At 45.3% G+C, this 7,172-nt stretch carries 7 protein-coding genes (1 of these 7 running past the window's edge); all 7 read left to right on the top strand.

The features are described 5' to 3' along the window. Positions 1 to 34: 34 nt before the first annotated feature. Positions 35 to 631 carry a Maf family protein gene (locus QZL64_RS09115; protein WP_156704644.1) on the top strand — a complete coding sequence of 199 codons (597 nt, stop codon included), beginning with the start codon at positions 35 to 37 and terminating at the stop codon, positions 629 to 631. Between the two features lie 76 nt (positions 632 to 707). After that, positions 708 to 1,403: a RadC family protein gene (gene radC, locus QZL64_RS09110; protein WP_441351090.1), complete on the top strand. Its 696-nt coding sequence runs from the start codon at positions 708 to 710 to the stop codon at positions 1,401 to 1,403. Positions 1,404 to 1,711: 308 nt separating this feature from the next. Then, the gene (locus QZL64_RS09105; protein ID WP_021841684.1) at positions 1,712 to 2,749 is read left to right on the top strand and encodes a rod shape-determining protein; all 1,038 of its coding nucleotides are present in this window, start codon (positions 1,712 to 1,714) and stop codon (positions 2,747 to 2,749) included. Then, entirely contained in the window at positions 2,749 to 3,666 is a 918-nt protein-coding gene (gene mreC / locus QZL64_RS09100) for a rod shape-determining protein MreC (protein WP_021841683.1), read from the top strand. The genes QZL64_RS09105 and mreC overlap by 1 nt, the downstream gene beginning before the upstream one ends. After that, positions 3,663 to 4,154 (top strand): rod shape-determining protein MreD, encoded by a 492-nt coding sequence (gene mreD, locus QZL64_RS09095; RefSeq protein ID WP_021841682.1) that lies wholly within the window; start codon positions 3,663 to 3,665, stop codon positions 4,152 to 4,154. Before mreC ends, mreD begins: the two co-directional genes overlap by 4 nt. Positions 4,155 to 4,174: 20 nt before the next feature. After that, positions 4,175 to 6,166: a penicillin-binding protein 2 gene (gene mrdA, locus QZL64_RS09090; protein WP_021841681.1), complete on the top strand. Its 1,992-nt coding sequence runs from the start codon at positions 4,175 to 4,177 to the stop codon at positions 6,164 to 6,166. A gap of 166 nt (positions 6,167 to 6,332) precedes the next feature. After that, positions 6,333 to 7,172: the 5' portion of an AAA family ATPase gene (locus tag QZL64_RS09085; RefSeq protein WP_021841680.1), read on the top strand. 12 nt of this gene lie beyond the right edge of the window; 840 of the gene's 852 nt are visible here — the first part of the coding sequence; its start codon is at positions 6,333 to 6,335; the stop codon falls past the right edge of the window.

The following is a 7,172-nucleotide window of genomic DNA, read 5'->3' as shown; positions in this document are numbered from 1 at the left end:
TTGTAGTTTACGGCATATTCGGGGGTAAACATAACTGATGAAAATATATTTGGCATCGGCGTCGCCGCGGCGCCGTGATTTATTGGAACAATTACACATTGAATTTGAAGTTGTGACGAGCACCTATGAAGAGCATAATGAGGAGTTTGAGAGTCCCTATGAATTGGTGGAAGCGCAGGCTTTGGGGAAGGCCTTGGCGGCGTTGGTTCCGGAGACCGGGGTCGATAAAACTTATGTGGTTATTGGTTCCGATACGATTGTGGCTCATAAGGGCCATGTGTTGGGCAAACCGGCTAATGAAAAAGAGGCCGTTCAGATGCTCCGTGAATTGTCTGGTGATACACACGAAGTGGTGACCGGGGTGGCGCTTTGTTATTACGATGGAGACAAGGAGTTAATTAAGCAAGAGGTGTTTCACGTCGTAACAAAGGTTCTTTTTTACTCGCTTAGTGATGCGGAAATAAAAGCGTATGTGGCTACCGGTGAACCACTCGATAAAGCCGGTGCTTATGGCATACAGGGGCAGGGGGCTTATTTAGTAGAGCGCATTGAAGGTTCTTATACGAATGTGGTTGGCCTTCCGGTGGAAGTGGTAGCGCGATATTTACGGCGCATGGGGGCGCCGGACTAACAGCGTGAATTAGGTTAGTGAATTAGCTTGGTAATTTAGGTTAGTGAGTTGGGTTAGTGATTTAGGGGGACATATGATTAAGACATATACAGGCGTTGTCAGAGAATGGCAGCCATGGCAGAAACCACGTGAAAAATTTTTAACTTTGGGAGCCGCCGGCGTAAGCACGGTTGAGTTATTGGCGATTTTACTCAGAACGGGACGACAGGGGTCATCCGTATTGGATTTGGCCAAAGAAGTCCTTGATACAGTAAGTCATGGCGCGTATGGACTGAATGATACGACCGTAGGTGCTTTACAAAAGATTAAGGGCATCGGTCGCGATAAGGCGGTTACCGTTTGTGCGGCCATTGAATTGGGGCGTCGTCTCGGTCAGCTGCGAGTGAAGGAGCATTTTGAAGATTTCAGTAGCCCTAAAGCGGTGGCATCCTATATTATGGAGCGCTTGCGTTATGAAAAAGAAGAGCATTTCTGTGCCGCCTTTTTAACTTGTAAAAATAAATTAATTGATGTGGAAACCATCTCAATCGGCGGTTTAACCGGTAGTTTGGCAGAGCCGCGTACCGTGTTTCGTCAAGCTATGCAGGCCAATGCGGCGAGCCTCATTTTAATTCATAACCATCCATCCGGTGATCCGGAACCCAGTTCTGAAGATATCGGTATTACGAAACTGTTTATTAAAGCGGGCAAGCTGATGGGCATTCCCGTGCTGGATCATGTAGTTATCGGTGATGGCCGCTATACCAGTCTCTGTGAGAAGGGACTATTATAGGTTACAGAAGGCTTTGCGAAAATGGCTGATGAAAATTGCTGCATTCTTTGCTAAAAAGCTCTTTTATAGAAAAAATTGTCTAAACGAATTCACGGTAAATGCTATAATAAAGGGACAGGCTGAGTATAAAAAGGAAGATTTGAAAATGAATTTTTGGCGATGAGATTTATGTTTGCCGGGCCTGTTTTTACAAAAATACAGCAGTATGAATAGGGCGTGATAATTAGAGAACAAGCGCCGATTTGGTTGATTTATCCTTACTGCCGATAGTATAATATAGGGATGAGTAAAGTAAGGAGACTAAACATATGATTCGTATTTTTTCGTCCTTAGGACGAGATTTAGGCATAGATATTGGAACCGTGAATACCCATGTACATGTGCAGGGGCGCGGGGTCGTATTGTCCGAACCGTCACTGGTGGCTACCGATACGAAACAGGAAGGTATCGTAGCTGTTGGTGCCGATGCGGAACGACTTTTGCTTAGAACCCCTGACATGCTGGATGAACTTCGCCCGTTGCGCGACGGTTTTATTGTAGATTATCGTGTTATGCTCACTATGTTGCGCCACTTCATGAGTAAGGCGTCTCGTACCGTAGGTCGTACGCGTGTTATTATGGCCGTGCCTTGCGGTATTACAGATGTGGAAAAACGAGCCATGACGGACGCTATTATTCAGGCCGGAGCGCGCGAAGCGTACTTGGTGGAAGCACCGGTGGCGGCTGCTTTAGGCTGTAATTTGCCGGTATTTGAAGCATGTGGCAGTATGGCTGTAGATATTGGCGGCGGTACCACCGATATCGGCGTTATGTCCTTAGGGGGCAAGGTTATTGCTCACTCCGCACGTATTGGCGGTCATGATTTTAATGAAGCTATATTACAATATATTAAAAATACCTATTCCGTAATGGTCGCTGTAGAAACGGTGGAAGGTATTAAAATGGAACTGGGAACGGCCTTGCCGCCACAGGAAGAATTGGAAGTTTCTTTCATGGGGCGCGATATTGCCAATGGTCTGATGAAACGAATTATTATTCGTAAATCGGAAGTTTACCAGGTTATGCAGGACACATTACAACGGATTGTAGATGAAATTAAATCCGTTGTGGAACAGACGCCACCTGAATTGGCAGCGGATATTATGGAGCGCGGTATGACTTTAACCGGTGCTACGGCACTTATGGAAGGCCTTGGTCAGCGCATTAGTGAAGAATTGGGGATTCCTGTGCAGGTACCGCCGGAACCGGGGTATGCGGTGGCGGTTGGTTTGGGCCAAGCGTCCAAAGAATTTGCACGGATGGATCGTTTTATTATTGCATCGAAAAATCGGAAAGGAAGGGCGTAATGTTTTCATCAGAACGACGGTTAATAGTCGTAGTAGGATTATGCTGCGTATTTTTAGCGCTCTTAGGCTATGCGTGGAAACAACGAACTGCTATTCCGTATGTAACGGTACCGTTGGAGCGAGTAACAACACCGTTTACTTATGGCGCTTCGCGATTTTTAGGATCCATTCATACCGGCATTGCCGTTATTGATACAGCTATTAATGGTACTAAAGAAATAGACGCTATTCGTGAAGAAAATGCACAATTACTGCAACGCGTAACAAACTATGATGAAGTAGTAGCTGAAAACATGCGTTTACGTCAGTTATTGTCTTTTCAGAACAATCATCCTCAATTTGATATGATGGCGGCGACTGTGGTGACCCGCGATGTGGGGACTTGGACCAATACCTTTACTATTGATCGCGGTAGTGAAGACGGTTTGGAACCGAATATGCCAGTTGTGATTCCCGGTGGGGTAGTTGGTTTTATCAGCGACGTATATACTCATTCAGCTCGCGTACAGACCATACTTGATCCGCGTACGGCTATCGGCGTTATCGTACAGCGTCCAGAATCGCGTGTAGCGTCAATTGTTAAAGGTAACGGTAGCAATCCGGATGAGCCTTTATTGGTTAACGTGGCTCGCGATGGCGACGTATTGAATGGCGATACCTTGATTACCTCCGGCTACGGCGGGATTTACCCGAAAGGTCTCTTGGTTGGTCATGTAACGCGAATTGATAATGATTCGGAAGGTTTTGTTAAAAACGCGGTCGTACAATTATCGGCCGATTTACGCAATGTAGAAGAAGTATTCGTTATTATGCGCTCTCGCGAAGGCGAATTGGATAAGCCAAGCTTAACTCCAAAATTGGTACCGCAAACACAGCGTGACCAAGTTGAAGGGGTAAAAGGAGCGACGCAGCAATGAGAACTCTAATATACATACTCATGGGTATATTTACCTTTTTGATTCAAGCCGATGTATTGCCCATGCTCTTTAGGCAAGGGTGGATACCGAATTTGATTCTGGTTTGGGTTATTGTATTATCTTTGCTCAAAGGCCGTCGTATCGGCCTTATGGCCGCTATTACAGGCGGTTTAGTCCATGATATTTTGATCTCGAATTCTTTTGGACTTCACTTATTCCCATATATCGCCGTTGCTTACATTGTGAGCATCTGGTCATTCAGCGTATACGAAGAGCAGTGGTATATTACCTTTGCGTGGGTTTCCGTAGGTACTTTGGCGGATATTATTTTCCGCATTGGTATGCTCTGGTTGGGGCGTGAAGATATTCTCGTAGGTTCGTATTTATGGCATCATATTTGGCCTGTTTGGTGGCTCAACGGGCTCTTGGGCATTATGATTCATGAAATTTTATGGAACATGGAGGAGAAAGACGAATATATTTGGTAGTCAATTAAGGAGGCATCGGCGTGCTTGAAGCATTATATAAAAAGAATAAAAAAGGCCGTTTTGATGCCTTAATGTATATAGTCAGCGCTATATTTGTTATTCTTATTATTCGCTTATTTTATCTGCAGATTATGGATGGCGAATATTACCACACCAAGGCGGAAGGCAATCGCCTGCGCATGGTGTCGGTAACGGCGGCGCGCGGGGTCATGTATGATCGTAACGGTCAGATTGTAGCCGGTTCACGGCCAGCTTATACGGTATCCATTGTACCAACCGGGCAGGATATCGATCCGGGCGAACTCAACCGTTTGGCCACAATGCTTAATATTAAGCCGGACGTGATTCAAAGTAAAATTGCAGCCCATAAGGGCGGCTATGAGCCGATTCGCTTGGCCACGGACATTACGATGGACCGCGTAACTATGATTGAAGAACATCGCCATGAATTGCCGGGCGTAACCATTGATGTAGAGCCATTGAGATACTATCCATATGATTCTTTGGCATCACAACTCTTCGGTTATGTAGGTGAAGTCAGCGAAGATGAATTGAATGAGCTTAAAGCGGAAAATCCAGAAACACCGGTAGGACCGGGCACTATTTTAGGACGCTCCGGTCTTGAAAAAATGTATGATGATGTATTGCGTGGCATCGACGGCGGTAAGCAGGTAGAAGTAGATGCTACCGGTCGCCCCGTGGCGGAAGTGGGCCGTAAGGACACTATTCCGGGGCGAGACATTCATTTGACCATTGATTTACCGTTACAAAAAGCGGCTGAAAAAGCGGTAGCCGATCAATTGGCGTCACTCCGTTCTCAAGGCATTCCGGCCCAAGGTGCGGCGGTTGTAGCTATGGACCCGAATACGGGGGCTATTCTCGCCATGGTAAGTGCACCGGGTTTCAATCCGAACTGGTTTGCCCGTGGTATTACATCGGCACAATGGAATCAACTTAATAACGACCCAAATCATCCGTTTGATAATAAGGTTATTTCCGGTGAATATCCACCGGGCTCACCATTTAAAATTATTACCGGTGCAGCTGCATTGGAACTAAAAAAAGTAACGCCTAACGAGATGATATTCGATAGTGGTCGTCACTGGTTAATCGACAAGCGAAATGCCGAAGGTGAAGCTTTAGGCTGGCTTGATTTTAATACAGCCTTGGCCAAATCGGATAACGTTTATTTCTATGAAATGGGTAATCGTGTAGGCATTGAAGAACTGGACCGTTTTGCGAAGTTGTTTGGGTTGGGTGAAAAAACGGGCATTAAGCTCTATGGTGAATCCAGCGGTAACTTGGCAAGTCCGGAATACAAGCGTAAAGTATTTGATCAAGACTGGTATTTAGGGGAAACCTTCGATGCGGCCATCGGTCAGTCCTTTACCTTGGTAACGCCAATTCAGATGGCTATGATGATGTCGGAAGTAGCTAATGGTGGTATTCGTTACCAACCATATGTAGTAAGTCGTATCGATAATAGCGACGGTACACCGGCAGAAATTTTCGGACCTAAAAAAATGGGCGTATTACAAGTTTCAAAAACAGTTATGGATTTAATCCGTAATGCATTGCGCGACGTAACAGCCGAAGGCGGTACAGCAGGTGCGCTCTTTAAAGGGTGGCCTATTGAAATCGCCGGTAAAACCGGTACGGCGGAAAACTCCACCGGCCGTGACCATGGTTGGTTTGTAGCCTATGCACCATATGATAAACCGCGTATTGTTGTAGTTGCTTTGGTAGAACAAGGTAGTTTTGGTGCCGGCTCGGCCGGTCCGATTGTTAGAGACGTACTAGCTGAATATTTCCATATTAATGGTGCCGGTACTGATAATAAAAACGGTACTAATGGGAATGGTTCGTCAACCGGTGTCAATACTAATAGTGCAGCAAATAATAATTCTCTAGGAACTACTTCAACTAATACCGGTAATACAGCAAACGGTTCAACCGCTGCAGGCGGTGATAATTCATCGAATACAGCGGTAACAGGACCGCAACAACGTTAAAACATTGTTTAGTTATTCAAGTTTAACGGTTAAGTTTTAGTATCTGTTAAGTGTTAATAATTTTAGTATTTGTTATGTGTTTATTTTCTGAATTTTTTACTGCTATAGGTATGTTTGAGATTGATTGTGTAGTGGGTTATGGTAGTGAGAAAGGAAAGGAGTTGCTATGGGAAAGGTTATAGCTATTATGTCCGGTAAGGGCGGCGTTGGTAAAACTACAATGACAGCGTATATTGGTGCTGCTTTAAATCGTCGAGGTCATCGCGTGTTAATTACCGATGCCGATTTTGGGATGCGTGATTTAGACTTAGTCATTGGCAAAGAAAATGATATCTTTTTTGATGCTGTAGATATTTGGAAAGATAACTGCAATCAGGACAGTGCTATTATACCGTTAACGGACGATTTTGACTTTTTACCGGCAACTCAGACTCGCCGCTGGGAAGATGTGGGGCGCAAAGGTTATGCGAAACTTATAAAAAAACTGGCGGAAAGTTATGATTTCGTCATTATTGATGCGCCGGCCGGTATCGGTCGCGGCAATGAAGCCGTTTTCAAAGCCGCTGATCAATTATTGCTCGTAGCGGAACCTATGTGGGTATCGCTTCGTGCGGTGCAGCGCGTTATGCAGCTTTGTCACGAAGAACGTCAGTTCAACTATGCTTTAATTTTAAATAACGTAGGCCGCAGTGAAGTAGCCGTAGCCGTTGAAGAAGCTTTGGCGACGTTACAGGTAGAACAATTAGCAACCATTCTGCCTCACAGCATTAAGCTTATGAGCTGGGCACAGGATGGTACATTACATGAATTCTGTGATGATGCAGTGGATACCATGATGGTACCGCTCCTTGAATACATTGAAACATCCGAAGTTTGGCCGGAAGAAAAATTGCTGGACCGTTGGTATCAATTACAAGCGGCTGAGGAAATAGCAAAAGAAATAACGCCAACGGCCAATACGAAGGTTGAAGCAGCAGTGACTGCGGCCGTAGCCGAAGCCGCTACA

The organism is Veillonella sp. CAG:933 (assembly GCF_000431435.1).
Classification (GTDB): Bacteria; Bacillota; Negativicutes; order Veillonellales; family Veillonellaceae; genus Veillonella_A.
Note: the sequence above shows the minus strand (reverse complement) of the source record. Positions and strands in the feature narration are given on the sequence as shown.

Excerpts from the sequence above, each read along its gene's own strand:
- QZL64_RS09105 (WP_021841684.1), top strand. The coding sequence starts at position 1,712 with ATGATTCGTATTTTTTCGTCCTTAGGACGAGATTTAGGCATAGATATT.
- mreC (WP_021841683.1), top strand. The coding sequence starts at position 2,749 with ATGTTTTCATCAGAACGACGGTTAATAGTCGTAGTAGGATTATGCTGC.
- mreD (WP_021841682.1), top strand. The coding sequence starts at position 3,663 with ATGAGAACTCTAATATACATACTCATGGGTATATTTACCTTTTTGATT.